At 71.4% G+C, this 20,162-nt stretch carries 18 protein-coding genes and 3 pseudogenes; 9 read left to right on the top strand and 12 right to left on the bottom strand.

The genetic code is table 11. From position 1 onward, the window contains the following. Positions 1–49: 49 nt before the first annotated feature. Positions 50–232, bottom strand: a complete 183-nt coding sequence (locus C7M71_RS22650; RefSeq protein WP_111491361.1) for an FxLD family lanthipeptide — start codon at positions 230–232, stop codon at positions 50–52. Between the two features lie 67 nt (positions 233–299). Further along, positions 300–1,505, bottom strand: coding sequence for a methyltransferase, FxLD system (gene fxlM / locus C7M71_RS22655; RefSeq protein ID WP_111491360.1), 1,206 nt, complete (start codon positions 1,503–1,505; stop codon positions 300–302). 362 nt (positions 1,506–1,867) lie between these two features. Here fxlM and C7M71_RS22660 point away from each other — a divergent pair, with 362 nt between their 5' ends. Both C7M71_RS22660 and C7M71_RS22670 read left to right on the top strand, forming a co-directional pair. Then, positions 1,868–3,130, top strand: coding sequence for a helix-turn-helix domain-containing protein (locus C7M71_RS22660; RefSeq protein WP_229758859.1), 1,263 nt, complete (start codon positions 1,868–1,870; stop codon positions 3,128–3,130). 136 nt (positions 3,131–3,266) lie between these two features. Then, complete coding sequence (locus tag C7M71_RS22670) at positions 3,267–3,527, top strand: hypothetical protein (RefSeq protein ID WP_229758860.1); 261 nt, start codon at positions 3,267–3,269, stop codon at positions 3,525–3,527. A gap of 107 nt (positions 3,528–3,634) precedes the next feature. On the opposite strand, the pseudogene C7M71_RS22675 reads toward C7M71_RS22670, so the two are convergent. Continuing rightward, positions 3,635–4,047 (bottom strand): annotated as a pseudogene (locus C7M71_RS22675) (helix-turn-helix domain-containing protein); the annotation flags it as partial. Continuing rightward, positions 4,044–5,222, bottom strand: coding sequence for a Cmx/CmrA family chloramphenicol efflux MFS transporter (locus C7M71_RS22680; RefSeq protein ID WP_111491370.1), 1,179 nt, complete (start codon positions 5,220–5,222; stop codon positions 4,044–4,046). The gene C7M71_RS22680 and the pseudogene C7M71_RS22675, both read right to left, overlap by 4 nt. 359 nt (positions 5,223–5,581) lie before the next feature. Here C7M71_RS22680 and C7M71_RS22685 point away from each other — a divergent pair, with 359 nt between their 5' ends. After that, positions 5,582–5,929: a VOC family protein gene (locus tag C7M71_RS22685; protein WP_111491357.1), complete on the top strand. Its 348-nt coding sequence runs from the start codon at positions 5,582–5,584 to the stop codon at positions 5,927–5,929. 33 nt (positions 5,930–5,962) lie between these two features. Here the strand turns inward: C7M71_RS22685 and C7M71_RS33260 are convergent. After that, positions 5,963–6,214: pseudogene (locus C7M71_RS33260) on the bottom strand (IS5 family transposase); the annotation flags it as partial. Between the two features lie 432 nt (positions 6,215–6,646). Continuing rightward, a complete protein-coding gene (locus tag C7M71_RS22695; RefSeq protein WP_229758861.1) occupies positions 6,647–6,778 on the bottom strand; it encodes a hydroxybenzoate 3-monooxygenase in 132 nt (43 codons plus the stop codon). Positions 6,779–7,341: 563 nt separating this feature from the next. On the opposite strand from C7M71_RS22695, the gene C7M71_RS22705 reads away from it, so the two are divergent. Then, positions 7,342–8,232: a dioxygenase family protein gene (locus tag C7M71_RS22705; protein ID WP_111491355.1), complete on the top strand. Its 891-nt coding sequence runs from the start codon at positions 7,342–7,344 to the stop codon at positions 8,230–8,232. A 57-nt stretch (positions 8,233–8,289) separates the two neighbouring features. Next, a complete protein-coding gene (locus C7M71_RS22710) occupies positions 8,290–9,267 on the top strand; it encodes a quinone oxidoreductase family protein (RefSeq protein WP_111491353.1) in 978 nt (325 codons plus the stop codon). Here the strand turns inward: C7M71_RS22710 and C7M71_RS22715 are convergent. Beyond that, positions 9,254–9,823: a hypothetical protein gene (locus tag C7M71_RS22715; protein ID WP_229758862.1), complete on the bottom strand. Its 570-nt coding sequence runs from the start codon at positions 9,821–9,823 to the stop codon at positions 9,254–9,256. The genes C7M71_RS22710 and C7M71_RS22715 overlap by 14 nt on opposite strands. Positions 9,824–10,051: 228 nt before the next feature. On the opposite strand from C7M71_RS22715, the pseudogene C7M71_RS22720 reads away from it, so the two are divergent. Continuing rightward, positions 10,052–10,300: pseudogene (locus C7M71_RS22720) on the top strand (haloacid dehalogenase); the annotation flags it as partial. A gap of 150 nt (positions 10,301–10,450) precedes the next feature. Here C7M71_RS22720 and C7M71_RS22725 read toward each other — a convergent pair. Together C7M71_RS22725 and C7M71_RS22730 are read right to left on the bottom strand one after the other, a co-directional pair. Next, positions 10,451–11,104 (bottom strand): response regulator, encoded by a 654-nt coding sequence (locus C7M71_RS22725; protein ID WP_111491349.1) that lies wholly within the window; start codon positions 11,102–11,104, stop codon positions 10,451–10,453. Further along, positions 11,101–12,339 carry a sensor histidine kinase gene (locus tag C7M71_RS22730; protein WP_114914510.1) on the bottom strand — a complete coding sequence of 413 codons (1,239 nt, stop codon included), beginning with the start codon at positions 12,337–12,339 and terminating at the stop codon, positions 11,101–11,103. The genes C7M71_RS22725 and C7M71_RS22730 overlap by 4 nt, the downstream gene beginning before the upstream one ends. A 160-nt stretch (positions 12,340–12,499) precedes the next feature. Between C7M71_RS22730 and C7M71_RS22735 the strand changes: the two genes are divergently transcribed. Further along, the gene (locus tag C7M71_RS22735) at positions 12,500–13,054 is read left to right on the top strand and encodes a hypothetical protein (RefSeq protein WP_111493028.1); all 555 of its coding nucleotides are present in this window, start codon (positions 12,500–12,502) and stop codon (positions 13,052–13,054) included. A gap of 84 nt (positions 13,055–13,138) precedes the next feature. Here C7M71_RS22735 and C7M71_RS22740 read toward each other — a convergent pair whose 3' ends face one another. Continuing rightward, positions 13,139–13,795: a maleylpyruvate isomerase N-terminal domain-containing protein gene (locus tag C7M71_RS22740; protein ID WP_111493029.1), complete on the bottom strand. Its 657-nt coding sequence runs from the start codon at positions 13,793–13,795 to the stop codon at positions 13,139–13,141. Between the two features lie 237 nt (positions 13,796–14,032). Beyond that, positions 14,033–16,486 (bottom strand): DNA gyrase/topoisomerase IV subunit A, encoded by a 2,454-nt coding sequence (locus C7M71_RS22745; RefSeq protein ID WP_111493030.1) that lies wholly within the window; start codon positions 16,484–16,486, stop codon positions 14,033–14,035. A 396-nt stretch (positions 16,487–16,882) separates the two neighbouring features. Here C7M71_RS22745 and C7M71_RS22750 point away from each other — a divergent pair, with 396 nt between their 5' ends. Beyond that, positions 16,883–18,292: a M16 family metallopeptidase gene (locus tag C7M71_RS22750; RefSeq protein ID WP_111493031.1), complete on the top strand. Its 1,410-nt coding sequence runs from the start codon at positions 16,883–16,885 to the stop codon at positions 18,290–18,292. Next, the gene (locus tag C7M71_RS22755) at positions 18,289–19,677 is read left to right on the top strand and encodes a M16 family metallopeptidase (protein WP_111493032.1); all 1,389 of its coding nucleotides are present in this window, start codon (positions 18,289–18,291) and stop codon (positions 19,675–19,677) included. The genes C7M71_RS22750 and C7M71_RS22755 overlap by 4 nt, the downstream gene beginning before the upstream one ends. A 49-nt stretch (positions 19,678–19,726) precedes the next feature. Here the strand turns inward: C7M71_RS22755 and C7M71_RS22760 are convergent, their stop codons facing one another. Further along, the gene (locus C7M71_RS22760; protein WP_114914511.1) at positions 19,727–20,152 is read right to left on the bottom strand and encodes a hypothetical protein; all 426 of its coding nucleotides are present in this window, start codon (positions 20,150–20,152) and stop codon (positions 19,727–19,729) included. Positions 20,153–20,162 lie beyond the last annotated feature (10 nt).

Genomic DNA, 20,162 nt, shown 5'->3' on the forward strand with positions numbered 1-20,162 from the left:
CCCATGGGCTGGGCGCGGCCGGAAGCCGCAGTGAACGCGATCGGTACTGCTACGGGCAGCTCACGCAGGCGGTCGCGCACGTGGAGTTGCAGCCGTCGTCCGTCAGGCGGATGAGCTGGTCCGCGGCGGGGCCGCCCTCGACGATGGTGATGTCCAGGTCGAAGCCGGTGAGGTCCTGCTGCTCGGCGGTCGGCTGCGCGGGCGCAACCGGGGGCTCCATCTGAACGGTCATACATGCCTCCTTGGGGGCAGTTGGTTGATGGTGCACAGCCCGGTACCCGAGGCGGGGCCCGGGAGTCTCAGCGCCAGGTCGCCGTGACGATGCCGTGGCGTCGGCGTACGGCGTCCCGAGGGAGGGGCGAGGGAGCGGGGCCCGGCAGGTACCGGAACGTCGCGGCTCCCCGGCGGCGGTGATCGTGGGCCCAGCGGCGGAGCAGCTTCACGTACTCGTCCGCGAGGGATTCGGCCTGCGGGCCGTGGGCGACCACGCCGCTCTCGAAGCCGCCGGTGTCCCCGTTCTCCCGGCGGGTTCGGTAGGCGATGCTGTCCTCGCTGACCAGGGCGGGCACGCCGAGCCGGGCTGAGGCTTCGATCAGTCCGCGCTCGATGACTTCCTTGTCCGCGTGCAGCCGGGCGACGCTGGGCAGGTTGAGCGTGAGGTACAGCTCCAACTCGTCGGGCAGGTCGTAGGCCGCGCCCGACCAGCGCTCCAGCCGGGGGGTGTCCAGGGCGTGGTCCAGAGCCTGGGCGTTGAGCGGCACCCGTACGTCGTCGGTCCGAAGGGCGACTCCGTCCCTCAGCATCGCCTTACGTTCCTCGGCGGCACCCTCGCCCTGCATGGGCACGAAGTGCGCCAGGCTGTAGGAGCGGCTGAGCAGGCCGTCACGGTCGCGGTCGAAAGCGATCGAGCGCGTCGTGCCGCATACCGTCAGCGGGACGACGAGCCTGCCCTTCTCGGCAAGTCCGCTGATCCACGACGGGGGGATGTCCCAGGCGGCTGCGGTGACCATGATCCGGTCGTACGGGGCCCCGTCGGGAACGCCGCACTCGCCATCGGCGACGACCGTCTTCACCTGGGTGTATCCGGCGTTGTCCAGGCACAGGCGTGCCCGGTCGATGATGTCGCGGTCGATGTCGACGGTGGTGACGTCCCCGTCGGGGCCCACCAGTTCCTGGAGATATGCGGCGTTGACACCGCCGGAGCCGATCTCCAGGACCTTCATGCCGGGCTCGATGCCGGCCTGCTCCAGCATCACGGCCTGGAGGTGGGCCGCAGACATGACGCTGATGTCCAGGCCGTGCTCGTCCTTCTTCACCGGCACGGTGCGGTGCAGGTCGTAGGCGAGTTCCAGAGGCGCTTCCGGCGCGAACTGATGCCTGGGTACTGCGGCGAAGGCGGCGGCGACAGGCTCGGACTTGATCCCGTCCTGATCGCGGAGTGCGCGGACCATGTCCGCGCGCAGCCCGTCGGGATCGCGGACCGTCGAGTCATCGATGGCAGTCATCCGATTACCTACTCCTGTCGGGAGGTTGGTGCTTTCGGCAGCGGGCGGATACGCGCCGCCAGGCGACGGCGGCGTACTCGTCGGCCGAGATCGTGTTGAACGCGTGGTCCGTACGGTCGCACGCCTCCTCCTCCCGGGAGCCGCCGACGGGCGGTCTGGCGGACGGGGTCGAGCGCCACCCGTGGTTCCGCTCTGTGAGGACGAGTAGAGCGCAACTCTCCGTGTCGCGAGAGAGGCGTTCTGTAGTCCCGCCGTCGTCCCGCCTGTGCGCAGAGTAGGATCCCGGTCACTGTGAATGATGGGATTGGCCTGTGGACGATCCGATCCGGCACCCCCTCACATATGCGAGGACACAGCGCGGGTTGACCCTGGAAGAGCTGGCCCGGCTGTGCCGCCGGGCCGCCGAGAAAGGCGGGCTCCGTTCGGGGATCGACCGTCAGCGGGTCTGGAAGTGGGAGAACCGGCAGGCGGAGCCGAGCCCTGAGTCGGAACTGCTGCTCGCCGACGCCTTGGGGGTCCCGGCCGAGGATGTCGAGCTGTTCGACTGGCCCGACTGGCTGCCCGGCCGCGACCTCCCCCGTCCCTTCGGTGCCGCGCACACCGTCCGCGCACTTCGAGAGGCCCAGGGAACCGCCATGGACCGCCGCACCTTCGTGACCTACAACGCGCTCTCACTGGCCGGGCTGGCCGCCGCATGGGCCCGAACCGAGCCGGGACGCCTCACCGCTGCGCTGAACGGCAAGACGGTCGATCCCGAACTTGTCGACGTGCTGGAGGCCAATGTCTCGCAGCTGACCACCCTGCCCACCGAACAGCGCCAGCACACGGCGAACCTGCTGGATGCCCACCTCACCACCGTGACCGGACTCATCGAGAAGGGCCGTTACTCCGAGGCCACCGGCCGGCGCCTGTACCTTCTGGCCGCCTCGCTGGCCACCACCTGGGGCTGGTACCGCTTCGACCAGGGGCGGCACTCGGCAGCGGCCCGCCTGTGGGACGCCGCCCTCCACAGTGCGCATGTCGCGGGGGACCGCGACTTCGGCGCCGGGGTGCTCAGCGACTTCGCGTACCAGTCCACCTGGCTCGGCAACCCCAAGGCGGCCCTGAGCCCGCTTGGGCATGCGCTGTCGTACACCAGCCACCCCACCGCCCGATCCCTGCTGTTCCTGCGCAGGGCCAGGGCGCACGCCGCGCTCGGCGAAAGGTCGGACTGCTACCGGGACCTGACCGCTGCCGAGAACGAGCTGTCGATCACGGCATCCGAACCGGCACCCCGCTGGTGTGCCTGGATGAGCGTGGCCGACCTGGCCGTCGACTCCGGCCGGTGCATGCTCGATCTCGGGCGGCCGGACCTCGCCCATCCCCGGATTTCCGGCGGCGTGAGCCTCCTACCGCGTGCCCGGGACAAGACGCGCGGGATCTTCCTCGCCTACGAGGCGCGGAGCCTCCTGGAGTCCCGCGAGGTCGAGCAAGCTCTCGCGGTCAGCAGCGAAGCCCTTGAACTCGCCACCCGCATCGGAGCCGAGCGGTGCGTCACGCTGGTGCGAGGGCTCGCGCCGGGCTTCACGCGCCACAAGCAGGTGGACAGCGTCCCGGAGTTCCTGGAACGGCTCAGGACCTGCTGAAACCGGCTGCGGCTTCCACGTCGCCGTCATCGACATGCCCGGCCACGGCGACCGGCCGCGCACGGCGCACGACGAGCAGGAGATCGCCGCCAACGCGGGCAACGGCCTCGGGACGGTCGGGTAGGTTCACGGGGGTGTGTACGAGGCACTTCTGAAGGGGGGATCACTGGTGGACGTTGTGGCGATCATGGAAGCACTGGCTGAGCAGGGCATCACAGTGCTCTTCAAGGCCGACGCCGAGCGGATGGCAGAGCGGCGCAAGCCCTGGACATTCGTGGCCAGTGGCGCCCCTCTGCGTGACGACATCCTCGTGCGAACCGATGCCGCCTCGGTGGAGCAGTGCCTCAAAGCCTGCCTGCCCCGCCTGCGCGAACTGGGCTTTTCGCTGCCCGAGTGACGAGGGCACCGCCCGCGAGCGTCCCCGGGTTCACCGGCCGACTCGGGTGACGTCCGGGAGAGGGCCTCGGGGAGCCGAGGTTGGCGGCCGCCGTGATGAGAACGATCACGGTCGGCTGGCGCACGGATCCACTGCCGATTGGCAGAGCCGTCGGGGTCGAGGAACCGGCGGTGATTGATGCCCAAGCCCGACAGCCACCGGCCACGGTGCGTTCGCTGATCCGCATGCCCTGGCTTGCGAGTTCGAGCGCGATCCTGCGGGCGGACCACTTGTTGTCGCGCCGCAGTCTCTCGATCCGTTCGATGACCTCGGGCGGCGTTTGGGTCGGTGACGAGTGCGGGACGCTGGAGCGGTCCCGCAGCCCTGCCTCGCCGTACGTGTCGTGCCGGTTCTTCCACTTGGAGAGGCAGGCGCGCGAGACACCGACCTCGGCGGCGACGTGCGCGATTGGGCAGCTGTGGCAGCGCTCCACGAGCCGTCGGCGTCCCTCGATGGTCAAGGGGGCGTTCGCATGCGTCACTGGAGCACCTCGGTGCTCCGGCCGTCCGCGACCACCGTGCGCAGGGGGAACGCGATGAGCAGCGCGACCGTGACTAGGAGCCCGCTTGTCCACAGCGGCCCGAGGTCCCCGACCGTGGAGCGGAGGGTGGTCGCGGCGATGAGTGGTCCAAGGGCTGCGCCGACGTTGAGTGCGGCGGTCGCATAAGAGCCGGCCATGGTGGGGGCTCCTGCCGCCTCATAGAGGACCCGCGTGATCAGGGTGCTGCCCAGCGCGAACGACAGGGCTCCTTGCGCGAACACGAGGGCGAGCAGAGCGACCGGCTTGTCGGCCAGCAGGGCCAGGGCCAGCCAGCCGATGAGCAGCAGCGGACCGCCGACCGCGAGGACCAGGCCGGGGCGCTGGTCGGACAGTCGCCCGGCAGCGGTGACGCCGACGAAGGAGCCGACACCGAAGAGCACCAGAGCCACAGAGACCCACAGCTCGCCCAGTCCGGCGGTGTCGGTCACGACGGGGGCGAGGAAGGTGAAGCTTGCGAAGGTAGCCGCGTTCACCGACGCGCCGAGCAGCATCACCAGGAGCAACCGCGGGCTCTTGAGCTGTGCGAGCTCCGCTCGCAAGGTCGGCCCCTCGCTCTCGTCTGCCTCCACAGGGCGCGCTGGGATTCCTGTGAGGACGCCGATGGCTGCGGGCAGGCAGAGAGCGGCGACAGCCCAGAACGTGGCCCGCCAGCCGAGTAGTGTGCCGAGGACCGCTCCCCCTGGGACCCCGGCGATCGTGGCCACCGTGGTGCCTGACAGCAGCACGGCCAGCGCCCGTCCCCTCTTGTCGGGCAAGACGAGCGCGGCGGCGGTCGTCATGGCTACGGCGAGGAATCCGGCGTTCGCGAGTGCTGCGACTACCCGGGTCGCGAACAGGACGGGGAAGTTCGAGGTGGCAGCGCCCATGGCGTGGGATGCCAAGAACACGAGGACGAACCCAAGCAGGCTCGACCGTGCGGGCCAGTTACGGGCAAGTACTGCCATGAGCGGGGCCCCGACGATCATGCCCATCGCGAAGGCCGACGTGAGTGTGCCGGCTGTCCCGACGGTGACGTCGAGGTCTGAAGCGATGTCCGGCAAGAGGCCGGCGAGCATGAACTCCGAGGTACCCATGGCGAAGACCGCCATGGCAAGCAGATACAGCGCGAGAGGCATCGAGTGGCTCCGAGGCGAGGAGAAGCACGAGAAGGTCATCTCGTCACCGCGGCCAGCCCCACGGGCACCCTCGTCCGACCGCAGAATGCGGCGCGGCGGCAGGGCTGCAAGCTCAGTGGTTCAGGGGGCTGACGGCGTGACCGAAAGCCCCCACCCGGTCTGACTCCGGACTCGACATGGCCCGCACGCTACCCGACCGAGGTCCTCCCAGGCACCTCGGTTTCACGGGCGTGGCCTGCGTCAGCAACGTCATGTCTCGCAACAACTAGGGTCCGTTGCGAAAGTGCGCGCGACGACGGACTTGTCGTAATACTCCTGGGGAGACGTAGAGACACGTTTCTTCTCACTTGGAGTCGTTGATGGCCGTTCGCCGTGTCGTGCCCAACATTCAGTCGGGGGCCGCGCAGGAGAGCCGGGAGTTCTACGGTCTGCTGGGCTTCGAGCAGGTCATGAACCACGGCTGGATCATGACGCTCGCCTCCCCGTCAAGCCCAGCAGCGCAGATCAGCTTCATGACCAGCGACAGGACCGCGCCTGTCAACCCCGACATGAGCGTCGAGGTGGACGACGTGGATGCGGCTTATGCGGTCATGCGGGAGAGCGGTGCGGAGATCGTTCACCCCTTGCAGGACGAGGAGTGGGGCGTGCGGCGGTTCTTCGTCCGCGACCCCGGTGGACGGGTGATCAACGTGCTGGGCCACCGCTGACCGCCTCCTCCGCGCCCCTGGTGAAAGCGCCGATCACAGCCATTCGTTGATGGCTGCGACCAGCACCGTTGCCTCGTAGCGCACGGCCAACTTGTCGTACCTCGTGGCTACCGCTCGGTGCCGTTTCAGCCGGTTGATCCCGCACTCCACCGCGTGGCGCTCCTTGTAGTCGTCCTTGTCGAAGGCCGGCGGCCGGCCGCCTCGGGAGCCGAGCTTCTTGCGGTTGCGGACCTGGTTGGCTTTCTCCGGGATGGTGCATTCGATCCTGCGTCTGCGCAGGTAGGAGCGGTTCGCGCGGGATCCGTAGGCCTTGTCCGCACGGACTCTGTCGGGCGTGGTGCGTGGTGCGTGGTCGTCCGGGACCGGTGCGGGGGACGCGGATACGTTCGAGGACGGGCCGGAAGTGCGGGCTGTCGTGCCGGTGCCCGGCCGTGATCAGCAGCGACAGCGACTTCTGCCCCTGCTCGGTCGCAAGGTGGATCTTCGTGGTCAGACCGCTGCGGGAGCGTCCGAGCCCATGGTCGTCCGGCTCGGTGTCGATCCCGCCGGGCGGCTCGCGCTGCAGATCCCTTTTTTACGCGCGCCGGCTGCGTGCTGGTGGGCACGGCACACGGTCGAGTCCACACTCACATCCCAGATGATCAGACCCTGCGCGTCGGCCTGGACCTGCAGTTGTTCCAGATTCCGCTTCCAGGTGCCATCGCGTCGCAACAGACCCTAATTGGTTCCGGCGGTGAGTTCGCTGAAGAGCTTGTTTGCCGCGTCCGAGGTGAACTGGCGCTGGAGCTCGGCGCGGGCGACCTGCTTGCGGAATTCTCCTTCGTAGCCGGTGAAGCCGGCGTTGTGCATGGTGTCGGTGATCCAGGTCGCGAATGCCTGGATCGAGCGGGACGACGACGAGGCGCACGTCGGTCGGGCCGTAGAAGCGGTGGGAGTGGGTGAAACGCGGCGGCGTCCAGGTGACACGGTTGGCCGGGGCGACCCAGGTCCCGTGCTCCGTCGCTGTGGCCAGCGCGCCGGCAGCGGCGTACACAAGCTGCCCTGGACGTGCGAATGAGGGTCGAGCCGGTAGCCGTGCGGCAGCCACGCACCTCCCTGCAGAATCGAGTTCTCCGCTTCCGGGGGAATCGTCGAAGAATGGCGGCTTTCCGGCATCGGTCATCAGTTTACCGGTGGTGTGGGCGGACGACGTCGAGCGCCGCTCGGGCACCCCAGCACCCCGGCACCCACGGCCGTCGACCCGGAGGCGCTGTTCGCCACCTGCGGGCGGGGCGCATTAGGCCAGTCGGTGGAGGTCCGCGGTCGCTGTCGGGCAAATCGCGGTAGTTGTCCCGTCGGGTCGTTGGACGAGATCCACGGGCGGCGCAGGATGGTCCGGCGCGGGGCGGCCCATGAACGGCAGGAGAAATGCGATGTCCATCGATCTGACGGAGACGTCGATCACCGAAGCGGTGCAGCGGACTTTCGACGGCGCGGAGGACGAGCGGGTCAAGGAGCTGTTCATCTGCCTGGTGCAGCATCTGCACGACTTCACGCGGGAGGTGCGGCTGACCGGTGCCGAGTGGTTCAAGGTGATGGATTTCCTTGAGCGGGTGGGCAAGATCTGCAATCCGACTCGGCAGGAGTACGTCCTGCTGTCCGACATTCTGGGCCTGAGTGTCCTGGTGGACCTGATTCACCATCCGGGAATCGGGTCGGTGACGGATTCGACGCTGCTGGGCCCCTTCTACGTCGAAGGCCGGCCGACGGCGGAGAACGGGTCGGACATCTCCGGTGGGGTCGCGGGGACTCCGCTGTTCTTCAACGGCCGGGTGCTCGACCCGGAGGGCAATGCCGTGGCCGGCGCCCGGGTGGACACCTGGCACAGCGACGGGGAGGGCTTCTACGACGTGCAGATGCCGGAGAGGCTGCACGGCCGGTTGGCCATGCGCGCCTTGCTGACCACCGACGACGAGGGGCGGTTCTGGTACCGGTCGGTGGCCCCCCGGTACTACCCGGTCCCGACCGACGGGCCGTGCGGGGAGATCCTGCGTGCCGCGAACCGGTCGCCGATGCGCCCGGAGCACCTGCACTTCTGGTTGCACGCCGAGGGCTTCGAGCCACTGATCACCATGCTGGTCCGCAGGGACGACCCCTATGTGGACCGGGACGCGGTCTTCGGGGTCAGGCGGTCGCTGGTGGTGGACTTCGTCCAGCGCGACGCCGGGGAGACCGCTCCGGACGGCACCCGCATGGACGAGCCGTTCCAGACGGTGGAGCGGACGTTTGTCCTGGCCCGTACGGAGCGCGCCCTGCCCCACTGACCAGCACCTATAAGCACCTGTCAGCACCTGTTGCAACGTGCGGAAAGGACAACAAGCATGCGCGCGCTACGCTTCGAGCGATTCGGCGGCCCCGAGGTGCTGGGCGTCGAGGAGGTCGCGGACCCGGTCGCCGGTGACGGCGTGGCGGTCGTTGCCGTCAAGGCCGCTTCGATCAACCCCTCGGACGTGCTGGCCGTCTCGGGCCGCATGGAGGACACCACCCTCCCCCGCACTCCGGGCCGCGACTTCGCGGGCGTCGTCCTGGAAGGACCCGACGACTGGGTCGGTGCCGAGGTCTGGGGTACCGGGGGAGACATCGGATACAGCCTCGACGGGTCGCACGCGGAACGTATCGCCCTGCCGGTCAGCGCGCTGGCCCGCAAACCCGTCACCCTGGACTTCGCCGAGGCGGCGACGGTCGGTGTGAACTTCGTGGTCGGCTGGCTCGGTGCTGTCGAGACCGCCGAACTCGCCGAGGGCGAGACCATCGCCGTCTTCGGCGTCTCAGGAGGCGTGGGCGGAGCCGTCGCGCAGATCGCCCGCGCCGTCGGCGCCCGGCGCATTGTGGGCGTCGCCCCGCACGCCCCGGCACCCGGTACCCCTGCGGCCGAGGCCATCGACGCGTTTGTGCCCTTCGACGCCGACACCGACGTCCCCGCCGAGATCCGGCGACTCACCGGCGGCCGGGGCGCCGATGTCGTCTACGACGCCGTAGGCGGCGTCACCACGCCGTCCGCCGTCGCGTCCCTTGCCCACCGGGGCCGCCTGGTCGTCATCAGCGCCATCGGCACCTCCACCGCCGAGGTCGACCTCCGCGACTTCTACCACCGCGAACTGCGCATGCTGGGCGTCGACAGCCGCAAACTGGACGTGACCGCCTCTGCCGAACGCCTGAAGCGGATCAGCCCCCACTTCGAGCGCGGTGAGTTCAGGCCGCTCCCCATCGTGCAGACCTTCGACCTCGACCACGGCCCGGACGCGTATCGCGCGGTGGCGGAGAAGACGGTGCGCGGCCGGGCCGTCATCCAACCCTGAGCCGCCGCCGACTGCTGGAGCTGTGCAGCCAGACGCGGAGCGGGCCGAGCACGGTGAAGCCGCCGGCCAGTGCGGGGGTGAGGCCGTCTCCGCGTTCGTAGCCCACGAGGGGGAGGCCGGGGAAGTGGTCGGCGGCTGCGGTGATCGCTGAGGACCAGATGGCGGCGGTGCCGCCGGGGTCGGTGGCGTACAGGTTGGAGACGCCGACCGGCCCGGAGCCGCGGTTCAGGACGGCGCCCCCGGCGAGGTCGTCGCCGTCGAGCACGGCCAGCACCAGCACCGACGGGTCGTCCAGCAACGCCGGTCGGAAGACGTCCGGGGCCCCGGCGCCGCCATGCCAGGCGTCCTGCCAGTCGCGGAGCCGGGCGGCCGTGGCGACCCGCTCGGTACGCAGGCCCGGCGCCGCCGCCACGGGGAGCCCTGCGGGACGGTGGATCCACTGGGCGTGGAAGAGCACGCCGAAGCCGTACGAGGTGAGGTCGAGCGTGGCGAAGCTGTCCTTGACGGAGCACCCGGGCGACGCCGTGTCGACCCCCGGCAGGAAGTCGTCCGGCACCGCGCCCTCGTGCAGCGTGACGGCGTCGGGGTAGTAGATCGGCGTACGCCGGGAAGCCCACCAGGCCCCCCGGCCAAACGAGGACCCCGCAGTGAGCCAGCACCGTTCCGCGCCGCGAGGCTGGGCGCGGCAGCCGCCAGCAAGCTCTCACTCCGTGACGCGCTGGTCGGTGTCGCGCCACATCAACGGCACGACACCGACCGTTGGCCCGCTGAGTAGGCTGCCGTCGTGATCCGCGCTGTGGTGTTCGACGTCGGTGAGTGCCTGGTGGACGAGACCCGGGAGTACGGGACGTGGGCGGACTGGTTGGGGGTGCCGCGTCACACCTTTGCCGCCACGTTCGGTGCGGTCATCGCCCGGGGCCTGGACTACCGCGAGACCTTCCAGGTCTTCCGGCCCGGCTTCGACCTGGCCGAGCAGCGTGAAGCCCGCGCCGCCGCCGGGCAGCCGGAGCACTTCGGCGAGGAGGACCTGTACGGCGCTGATCCGGCGGGGGCCCTGGGGTGTCATCCAGCAGTACGACCCGGATGCGAGTCGGCTGCCGACCCTGCGGATCGAGAGCCTGGAGGAGCTGCCCGGGAGGATCGCGGAGCTGAGGGGCGGCTGACCCGGCCGGGGTGGTGCGGGTCAGGGGTGGTTGTCGAGATTGCGAACCAGTACGGCTGCCTGGGCTCGGCTTCGTAGGTTGAGCTTGCCGAGCAGGCGGCTCACATGGGTCTTCACCGTGGCCTCGGCCATCTCCAGGTGGGCGGCGATCTCCGCGTTGGACAGTCCTTCGCCGAGGCAGGAGAGCACTTGGCGTTCCCGGCGGGTGAGGGCCCCGAGGGCCGGGGAGTCGGCGAGTCGGTTCTCGCGTGCGGGCGAGGAGGCGAACTCGGCGATCAGGCGGCGGGCGATGGCGGGTGCGATCAGGCCGTCACCGGCGGCGACGGTGCGGATGGCGGTGATCAGCCCGTCGGCGTCGACGGTCTTCAGCAGGAAGCCCACGGCGCCGGCGCGCAGTGCCCCGAAGACGTACTCGTCCAGGTCGAAGGTGGTCAGCACCAGCACGCTGGCGAGTTGTTCCGCGACGACCGCCCGGGTCGCCGACACGCCGTCAAGCCGGGGCATGCGCAGATCCATCAGCACCACGTCGGGGCGGAACTCCCGGGCCAGCGCCAGGGCCTGCTCACCGTCGGCAGCCTCGGCGACGACCTCGATGTCGGGTGCGCCGCGCAGGATGAGGACGAGCCCGGAGCGGACGGCGGACTCGTCCTCGGCGACGATGACGCGGATGGTCACGGTGCTCCCTTGCCGTCGGTGGGGAGTACGGCGTACACCTGCCACACCCTGCCGTCCGCGCCGTCCGCGCCGCCCGCGCCGTCCTCCGGGCCCGCGCCGTCCGCGCCGCCCGCGCCGTCCGCGCTGTCCTCCGGGCCCGCCCGGAACGACCCGCCCAGCAGCGCCGTACGCTCCCGCATCCCCACCAGACCCGCGCCGGAGCCGGGGGCCCGTGGCCCGGCCGGGCGGTCGCCGTACGGGCTGGTGACCCGTACGGTGAGTGCGCCGTCGAGCTGGACGAGGGAGACGGTGACCGGGCCGGGGGCCGCGTGCTTGAGCGCGTTGGTCAGGGACTCCTGGGTGATGCGGTAGGCGGTGAGTGCGACGGGCGGCGGGAGGCCCGGGCCGGGGGGACGGGTGTCCTGCACGATGACCTCCAGGCCGTTCGCGCGGGCGTTGGCGACGAGGGCGGGGATGCCGTCCAGGGTGGGTACGGTGGCCGGTTCCAGGTCGGCGTTGTCGACGCGGAGCAGCCCGATGAGCCGACGCATCTCGGTGAGGCCGTCGACGCTGTTCTCCCGGATGACCGCGAGGGCGTCCGCTGTGGTGCGCGGATCGTCCCGCGACAGTGCGGCGGTGGAGTGGATGGCGATGGCGGAGAGCCGGTTGGCGACCATGTCGTGCAGTTCCCGCGCCATCCGGGTGCGCTCCGCCGTGACGGCCTGCGCCCGGTCCAACTCGGCCAGCAGCGCGGTCTGCTGGGCGTGCAGTCGGGCGGACTCGGCGGCTGCCTGGTGGTTGCGGACCAGGGCCCCCGTGGTCGCGGGAGCGAAGGCGACCAGGCCGATGACCACCCCGATGAGCAGTGCCTCGGGCGTCCGGTACCAGGCGACGAAGCCGATGGTCGCGGTGACCGTGAGCAGCCCGGCGGCGACCGGGATCCGCCGTGCGGCGGCGGGGCTTCCATAGAGGGTGGCCGCGTACACCAGGTCGGTGAACATCAGGACCGTGGCGAGGCTGCCCACGGTGAACTGGTCCGCGACCAGGGCCAGCGTGCCGGCCAGCAGCGCCGACTGCGGTCTGGAACGCCGGACCAGCTCCAGCGCGGCCGTCACGACCAGCGGCAGCAGCACCCAGGCCCCGCCCAGCGGCCGGCCGGCCTGGTTGTGCAGCCCGAGTGCCCACAGCAGCAGGCCGCCGACCAGGCCCAAGGCGGCGATCCGCGCATCGTCACGGTGCGGACGCAGCAGAGACATGGGCAGTTCCCCCCTTCCGCACGGACCCGGTTGCTCCGCCCTCCCGGTGACCCCGGACAGCACGGTACATCGAAGGGTGCAGGCGAACCTCGTCGCCGGCGACGACTCCGACCGCCCGCGTGGACGGAACGATGGACAGGGTGAACGGGAGGAGTGTGTGGTGATCGTCACCCTGATCATCGTCTGCGAGGTCGGCTTCTGGGTCCTGCTGGCCGCCGGGCTGGCCGTCCGATACCTGCTCGGGATGCGGCGCACCAGTGTGGCGCTGCTGCTGTGCGAACCGCTGCTTGAGGTCCTCCTGCTGGTCTTCACCGCCGTCGACCTCAAGAACGGCGCCCGACCCGGCTGGGAGCACGGGCTGGCCGCGCTCTACGTCGGCTTCACGGTCGGCTACGGCCACTTCACCATCACCTGGCTCGACGGACATGCCGCACACCGCTTCGCGGGCGCCCCCCGCCCTGTCAAGCCACCCCGGTACGGCATGGCGCGAGCCCGCCACGAGGGCAGGCTGTGGCTGCGTTCGCTGCTCGCGGGGGCGGTCGCCTGCGGACTGCTTGAGCTGGCCGTCCGCTACGTCGGGGACGGCGCCGCCGCCGAACCGCTGCGGCTCTGGCAACTCGTCGCGCTGCGCACGGTCGGGGTGCACGGCGTGATCGCGCTCACCTATCTGCTCTGGCCGAAGAAGGCGCCGGTGGGCGAGAGCGGGAAGCGCTGACCGGCCGACCGCGCCGCCCGCCGCAGGGCCGGGGCGGCGGTCCCAGCCCGGCGGACCTCTCTTCCCCCGAAGGCACCGGAGCCCCTATGCCCGGGATGTGCCGTCCCAGCGCCAGGTGGTCAGACGAGGGCGCCCGGGCAGTTCGGCGCGTCCGGTCGCCCACAGCAGGGTGGGCCAGGGATCCGTGGACGCTGGGGCGTTCGGAAACAGCCGGGCGAGCACCCGTGAGCAGAGATCGGCGGAGGGGTTCCAGGCAAGCCCGAGCCCTTGGGCCAGGTCGTGGGTGTGCACCAGCGTCTCCACGATCCCCATCGCGGCGAAGCCCTCGGCGTCGGAGATGCCGAAGACGTGGTAGGCGCGAGCCTGCGGGGGTGTCGTGCGCACCATGGCGACCAGCAGCGCGCCGCTGGCCTCCAGCACCTGCAACAGGCCGCTGGGCCCCGCCTTGCGGTCCGCGTGAATCGCGTTCGCGGGGCCGCCGGGCCTCCGGCTCTCCCAGCTGAAGGGCACCTCGCCGTCCAAGGGCGGTGTTCTGGGGCCCAGTTGCACGGCGTATGCGAAGAGGTCGTCGCTGAGGTGCTCGACCGTCTCCCAGCAGTCCCATTCCAGCGAACCCGCTTTTCCGTCCCATGCGGCTGGGGGCGCCTTACGGAGGACTGCCACAGCGAGCTGCACGGCAAGGTCCAGGTCGTCCGCAGTGACGGGGGACCGGGAGGGGCCAATCTCGGCTGATCGGGACATGGCAGGACCGTACCGCGACCGGAAGGAGCCACGCCCTCTCCCTCGGATCACGGGCCGTCGCCACCCGGCGAACGTTGCCTGATGCAGCACCGGTTGCCGACACCGGCTCGCAGCCAGTCACGGGCCCGTTCCACCTTCGGGGTGCGGAGCCGCTCGGCGGCGAGTATGGCGGGCGGCGGTCCCGAGGGCGTCAGACGCGCTCTCGGGACCGCCGCAGGTCGGGCCGGGGGGCCGGGGTCAGACCGGTCCGGCGACCGCCGCGACCTGGTGGGTGACCGGGGTGCCCGAGCCGTCGCGGCGCGGGTCGCGCTCCGGCAGGTCCACCGGGGAGCCGGAGGCGGTGGCGGCGCGGGCCGGGGCCGGGCCCGCCCAGGCGAAGGCCAGGGCGTCCTCGCCGCGCAGGAACCGCTGGCAGCGGACGCCGCCGGTGGCCCGGCCCTTCCTCGGGTACTGCTCGAACGGGGTGGCCTTCCAGGTGGACTGGGTACCGCCGCCGTCCAGCGTCCCGGAGGCCGTGGCGACCGAGAGGACCACCGCGTCCGCCGCCGGGTCCACCGCCGTGAAGGAGAGCACCCGGGCACCGTCCGCCAGCTTGACGCCCGCCATGCCGCCCGCCGGACGGCCCTGCGGGCGGACCTGGGACGCCTGGAAGCGCAGCAGTTGGGCGTCGGAGGTGATGAAGACCAGGTCCTCCTCACCCGTGCGCAGCTCCACCGCGCCGACCACGGTGTCGCCCTCCTTGAGGCCGATCACCTCGAACTCGTCCTTGTTGGCCGGCCAGTCCGGCACCACCCGCTTCACCACGCCCTGCACCGTGCCCAGCGCCAGGCCCGGCGAGGACTCGTCCAGCGTGGTCAGCGCCAACACCCGCTCGCCCGAGGCCAGTTCCAGGAACTCGCCGGCCGCCGCGCCGCCCGCCAGGGTGGGCGCGGCGGAGCTGGGAGGCAGCGCGGGCAGGTCGATGACGCTGAGCCGGAGCACCCGCCCGGCCGAGGTCACCGCTCCGATGTCGCCGCGCGCGGTGGCGGGTACGGCCGAGACGATCACATCGTGCTTGGCCCGCTGCTCGCCCGGCTCAAAGGCGCCCCCGTCGGCGGTGCGGGCCAGCAGCCCGGTGGAGGAGAGCAGCACCCGGCAGGGGTCGTCGGCGACCTGGAGCGGTACGGCGGCGGCCGTCGGGGCCGCCCCGGCCTCCAGCAGGACCGTACGCCGCTCGGTGCCGAACTGCTTGGCCACGGAGGCCAGTTCGCCGGAGACCACGCTGCGCAGCTTGGTGTCCGACTCCAGGATCTCGGTCAGCTCGGCGATCTCCCGGTGCAGCTTCTCCTGCTCGGCCTCCAGCTCGATCCGGTCGAACCGGGTGAGCCGCCGCAGCGGGGTGTCCAGGATGTAGGCGGTCTGCACCTCGGAGAGCGAGAACCGCTCCATCAGCCGGTCCTTGGCCTGACCGGCGTTCTCGCTGGCCCGGATGAGGGCGATGACCTCGTCGATGTCGACCAGGGCGACCAGCAGACCCTCGACCAGGTGCAGCCGGTCCCGCCGCTTGGTCCGCCGGAACTCGCTGCGCCGCCGCACCACCTCGAAGCGGTGGTCGACATAGACCTCCAGCAGCTCCTTCAGGCCGAGCGTCAGCGGCTGCCCGTCCACCAGCGCCACATTGTTGATGCCGAAGGACTCCTCCATCGGCGTCAGCTTGTAGAGCTGCTCCAGCACCGCTTCCGGCACAAAGCCGTTCTTGACCTCGATGACCAGCCGCAGCCCGTGCGCGCGGTCGGTGAGGTCCTTCACATCGGCGATGCCCTGGAGCTTCTTGGACCCGACCAGGTCCTTGATCTTGGCGATCACCTTCTCCGGGCCGACGTTGTACGGCAGCTCGGTGACCACGATGCCCTTGCGGCGGGCCGTGACGTCCTCGATCGTCGTGGTGGCACGGATCTTGAAGGTGCCACGGCCGCTCTCGTACGCGTCCCGGATGCCCGACAGGCCGACGATCCGGCCTCCGGTGGGCAGGTCCGGACCCGGCACGAACCGCATCAGGGCGTCCAGGTCGGCGGTGGGGTGCTTGATCAGGTGCCGGGCGGCGGCGACCACCTCGCCCAGGTTGTGCGGCGGCATATTGGTCGCCATGCCGACCGCGATCCCGGAGGCGCCGTTGACCAGCAGATTGGGGAAGGCGGCGGGCAGCACGATCGGCTCGCGCTCGCTGCCGTCGTAGTTGGGGCCGAAGTCGACGGTCTCCTCGTCGATCGACTCCACCATCGCCATGGCGGCGGAGGTCAGCTTGGACTCGGTGTACCGCATCGCGGCCGGCGGGTCGTCATTGCCCAGCGAGCCGAAGTTGCCATGGCCGTCGATCAGCGGCAGCCGCATGGAGAACGGCTGTGCCAGCCGCACCAGGGTGTCGTAGATCGCGGCGTCGCCGTGCGGGTGCAGCCGGCCCATCACCTCGCCGACCACCCGGGCCGACTTCACATGGCTGCGGTCGGGGCGCAGCCCCATCTCATTGGCCTGGTAGACGATCCGGCGATGCACCGGCTTGAGGCCGTCGCGGGCGTCGGGCAGGGCGCGGGAATAGATGACGGAGTAGGCGTACTCCAGGAAGGAGCCCTGCATCTCGTCCACGACGTCGACATCGAGGATCCGCTCCTCGAAGTCGCCGGGCGGCGGGGTAGGCGAACTGCGGCGGGCCATCGCGGGCGGGCTCCTTTGCGTGTTCAGGCGGCTGCGTGTCTCAGCGTCGATCGACGCCGTACGGGCACGGCGGCCCTACGGCGGCTCCCTATTGTGGCCCCTTCCCCGGACACTCCCGGCCACCACCCCGCAGGGGGCTCCGCACGGCGCCCGCCGCACGGCCACCGCGGCAGCCACGCCTCCACCGCGGCAGCCGCGCCTCCACCGCGCGGCCACGGCACCTCCACCGCGTGCCCGCCGTACCGGCAGTGCGTCCGCCTGCGGCGAACACCCCGTCCGCGCGGGCATCTCCGGGCGTCCCGTTCGTTGCACCACAATGGGGCAGCGCGAGGGCGCAGTGCCCCCGCCCGCGAGCAGGAACCAGCACCGAGCAGCGACGGGAAGGACCCGACCAGCATGGCCAACCCGGCCCCCGCCTCCTCCTCCGGAGGTCTTGCCATCACCGAGCACCGCCTGGCCAACGGCCTGCGCGTGGTGCTCTCCGAGGACCACCTCACGCCGGTCGCCGCCGTCTGCCTCTGGTACGACGTCGGCTCCCGCCACGAGGTGAAGGGCCGCACCGGCCTTGCCCACCTCTTCGAGCACCTGATGTTCCAGGGCTCGGCCAACGTCCCGGGCAACGGGCACTTCGAGCTGGTCCAGGGCGCCGGCGGCTCCCTCAACGGCACCACCAGCTTCGAGCGCACCAACTACTTCGAGACCATGCCCGCCCACCAACTGGAGCTCGCCCTCTGGCTGGAGGCCGACCGGATGGGCTCGCTGCTCGCAGCGCTGGACCAGAACGGCCTGGACAACCAGCGCGACGTGGTGAAGAACGAGCGCCGCCAGCGGTACGACAATGTGCCCTACGGCACCGCCTTTGAGAAGCTCACCGCGATGTCCTTCCCCGAGGGCCACCCCTACCACCACACGCCCATCGGCTCCATGGCCGACCTGGACGCGGCCGACCTCGAAGACGCCCGCGCCTTCTTCTCCACCTACTACGCGCCCAACAACGCGGTGCTCTCGGTGGTCGGCGACATCGACCCCGAGGAGACACTGCGCTGGGTCGAGAAGTACTTCGGCACCATCCCCGCGCACGACGGCAAGCCCGAGCCGCGCGACGGCTCGCTGCCGCCCGTCATGGGGGAGGAGCTGCGGCTCACCGTCCGCGAGGAGGTCCCCTCCCGGGCCCTGATGGCCGCCTACCGGCTGCCCAACGACGGCACCCGCGAGGCCGACGCCGCCGACCTGGCGCTCACCGTGCTCGGCTCCGGCGAGTCCAGCCGCCTCTACAACCGGCTGGTGCGCCGCGACCGTACCGCCGTCGCCGCCGGCTTCGGCCTGCTGCGGCTGGCCGGGGCGCCCTCGCTCGGCTGGCTCGACGTCAAGACCTCCGGCGATGCCACCGTCGAGTCCATCGAGGCGGCCGTGGACGAGGAGTTGGCCCGCTTCGCCGCCGAGGGGCCCACCCCGGAGGAGCTGGAGCGGGCCCAGGCCCAGATCGAGCGCGAGTGGCTGGACCGGCTCCAGACCGTCTCCGGCCGCGCCGACGAGCTGTGCCGCTTCGCCGTCCTGTTCGGCGACCCCGGCCGGGCCAACACCGCGCTCTCCCGGGTCCTGGACGTCACCGCCGAGGAGGTCCGCGCCGTCGCCGCGCAGCGGCTGCGGCCCGACAACCGGGCCGTCCTGGTCTACGAACCCGTCCACCCCGAAACCACCGAAGCCGCGCCGGAGACTCCGGACGCATCCGAGATCTCCGCCGACTCCGCTGGTTCTTCCAACGCCTCCAACGCCTCCGACGCCACCGAGGGAGGCGCCGCATGACCGGCATCACGCCCACCATGACCTTCCACCCCCGCCCCGAGGCGGGCACCCCCACCCCGTGGGCGTTCCCCGCCCCCGACCGCTCCACGCTGGAGAACGGCCTCACCGTGCTCCAGTGCCACCGGCCCGGCCAGCAACTGGTCGCCGTAGAGGTGCTGCTCGACGCGCCGCTCGCCGCCGAGCCGCAGGGCCTGGACGGCGTGGCCACCATCCTCGCCCGGGCCTTCAGCGAGGGCACCGACACCCTCACCGCCGAGGAGTTCGCCGCCGAGCTGGAGCGGGCGGGCGCCACCATGGACGCCCACGCCGACCACCCCTGCGTACGGGTCTCCCTGGAGGTCCCCGCCTCCCGCCTGGAGCGCGGCCTCACCCTGCTCGCCGACGCGCTGCGCGCCCCCGCCCTGCCCCAGCACGAGATCGAGCGGCTGGTCGCCAACCGCCTGGACGAGATCGTCCACGAGCTGGCCAACCCCGCCCGCCGCGCCGCCTTCGCCCTCTACGGCGACCTCTTCGACGACGCCGACCGGCTGTCCCGGCCCCGGGCCGGTTCCGCCGAGACCGTCCAGGGCATCGACCGGGCCGCCGTACGGGACTTCTACACCGCACACGTCCGCCCGGCCACCGCCACCGCCGTCATCGTCGGTGACCTCGACGGCGTCGACCTGCCCGGCATCCTCGGCCGCACCCTGGGCGCCTGGACCGGCGACAAGGCCGAACCCAGCACCACCGCCCCGGTCACCGCCGACGACCACGCCCGCGTGATCATCGTGGACCGGCCGGGCTCGGTGCAGACCCAGCTGCTCATCGGCCGCGTCGGACCCGACCGCCACGACGACGTCTGGGCCGCCCAGGTGCTCGGCACCTACTGCCTCGGCGGCACCCTCACCTCCCGGCTGGACCGGGTGCTCCGCGAGGAGAAGGGCTACACCTACGGCGTCCGCGCCCTCAGCCAGCCGCTGCGCTCCGCGCCCGACGGCTCCGGCCGGGTCCTGCTCGCCATCACCGGCTCGGTGGACACCCCCTCCACCGCCCCGGCGCTGGCCGACACCTGGACCGTGCTGCGCACCCTCGCCGCCGACGGCCTCACCGACGCCGAACGCGACGTCGCCGTGCAGAACCTGGTCGGCGTGGCACCGCTGAAGTACGAGACCTCCGCCGCCGTCGCCGGCACCCTCACCGACCAGGTCGAGCAGGGACTGCCCGACGACTACCAGGCCCAGGTCTACCGGCGGCTCGCCGAGGTCACCACCGCCGAGGCGACCGCCGCCGTGGTCGCGGCGTTCCCGCCGGAGCGGCTGGTCACCGTGCTGGTCGGGGACGCCTCGGTGATCGCCGACCCGGTCAGGGAGCTCGGCATCGGCGACGTCACCGTCGTCCTGCCCTGACCCGTCCTGCCCTGACCCGTCCTGCCCTGATCCGTCCTGCCCTGACCCGTCACGCCGCACCCGGGACCGGCGGAGCACCCTCCGCCGGTCCCCGGGCCGCCGACCGCTCCGCCGACCGTCCCTTGGCCCACCCCTCGGCCCAGTCCTCCGGGCCGACCAGGAACGGTCTGCCCGGCCGGTCCGGCCGCCAGCCGCGCCCCAAGGCCAGCCGCACCGCCGCCGCCACCGTCGACGGCAGCACACTCAGCGACGGGCACCCGAGCCGGCTGTCCGGCCGGGCCGCCCCGACGTCCACCACCAGCACCGCGCCCGCGCCCGCCGCGTCGTCGCCGCCACCGCGCTCGACCCGTTCCACCGCGAACGCCAGCGCCGACCACCCCATCTCCTGGCAGTACGTCGGCCGGGGCCGCACCCGCCAGCGGTACTCGGCCCCGTCCACCACGATCAGCCGCGCACCTCTTCGCCCCAGCGCCATCCCGCCGTCC

Source organism: Peterkaempfera bronchialis, assembly GCF_003258605.2.
Lineage (GTDB): Bacteria > Actinomycetota > Actinomycetes > Streptomycetales > Streptomycetaceae > Peterkaempfera > Peterkaempfera bronchialis.

Bases quoted from the DNA above. Each gene is read 5' to 3' on its own strand.
- C7M71_RS22650 (WP_111491361.1), bottom strand. From the start codon at position 232: ATGACCGTTCAGATGGAGCCCCCGGTTGCGCCCGCGCAGCCGACCGCC.
- fxlM (WP_111491360.1), bottom strand. From the start codon at position 1,505: ATGACTGCCATCGATGACTCGACGGTCCGCGATCCCGACGGGCTGCGC.
- C7M71_RS22680 (WP_111491370.1), bottom strand. From the start codon at position 5,222: ATGCCTCTCGCGCTGTATCTGCTTGCCATGGCGGTCTTCGCCATGGGT.
- C7M71_RS22685 (WP_111491357.1), top strand. From the start codon at position 5,582: ATGGCCGTTCGCCGTGTCGTGCCCAACATTCAGTCGGGGGCCGCGCAG.
- C7M71_RS22695 (WP_229758861.1), bottom strand. From the start codon at position 6,778: ATGCACAACGCCGGCTTCACCGGCTACGAAGGAGAATTCCGCAAGCAG.
- C7M71_RS22705 (WP_111491355.1), top strand. From the start codon at position 7,342: ATGTCCATCGATCTGACGGAGACGTCGATCACCGAAGCGGTGCAGCGG.
- C7M71_RS22710 (WP_111491353.1), top strand. From the start codon at position 8,290: ATGCGCGCGCTACGCTTCGAGCGATTCGGCGGCCCCGAGGTGCTGGGC.
- C7M71_RS22730 (WP_114914510.1), bottom strand. From the start codon at position 12,339: ATGTCTCTGCTGCGTCCGCACCGTGACGATGCGCGGATCGCCGCCTTG.
- C7M71_RS22740 (WP_111493029.1), bottom strand. From the start codon at position 13,795: ATGTCCCGATCAGCCGAGATTGGCCCCTCCCGGTCCCCCGTCACTGCG.
- C7M71_RS22745 (WP_111493030.1), bottom strand. From the start codon at position 16,486: ATGGCCCGCCGCAGTTCGCCTACCCCGCCGCCCGGCGACTTCGAGGAG.
- C7M71_RS22750 (WP_111493031.1), top strand. From the start codon at position 16,883: ATGGCCAACCCGGCCCCCGCCTCCTCCTCCGGAGGTCTTGCCATCACC.
- C7M71_RS22755 (WP_111493032.1), top strand. From the start codon at position 18,289: ATGACCGGCATCACGCCCACCATGACCTTCCACCCCCGCCCCGAGGCG.
- C7M71_RS22760 (WP_114914511.1), bottom strand. From the start codon at position 20,152: ATGGCGCTGGGGCGAAGAGGTGCGCGGCTGATCGTGGTGGACGGGGCC.